The organism is Janthinobacterium agaricidamnosum NBRC 102515 = DSM 9628 (assembly GCF_000723165.1).
Lineage (GTDB): Bacteria > Pseudomonadota > Gammaproteobacteria > Burkholderiales > Burkholderiaceae_D > Janthinobacterium > Janthinobacterium agaricidamnosum.
The window spans coordinates 5934317-5934743 of sequence record NZ_HG322949.1 but is presented as its reverse complement, the minus strand read 5'-3'; positions in this window follow the sequence as shown (position 1 = coordinate 5934743).

Here is a 427-nt window from a genome sequence, read left to right as displayed (position 1 = left end):
TGCTGCTGCTGTCGTTCTTGTTGACCGAGGCAATCGTCGGCAGGTTGCCGCTGGCGCCGCCCTTGCCGCCGGCGTCGATCAGGTTGCCGCTATTGCCGCCCGTGCCCGCCACCGACACGCCGCCGCTCACGCCCATGCCGCTCGCCTGCGACACCGCATGGTTGGCGATCTCGCTTTGCGTCAGCGTGCCGGTGCGCAGTGTATTGACGCCTGTTCCTTCCGCCGTGCTGCTGATCACCGCGCCCTTCAGGTCGGTATTGCCGGCCACCTTGATCTGGAAGCCGCCGTCGCCTGCCTTGATGCCGCTTTGTTCCTGCACGCTGGCGTAGTCGTTATGGATGTTGCTCTGGCTGTAGCTGGCGCTGAAACTGGCGCCGTAGCCCACCGTCCCGCTGACACTCATGCTCTGGCTCTTGCTGTCGAACTT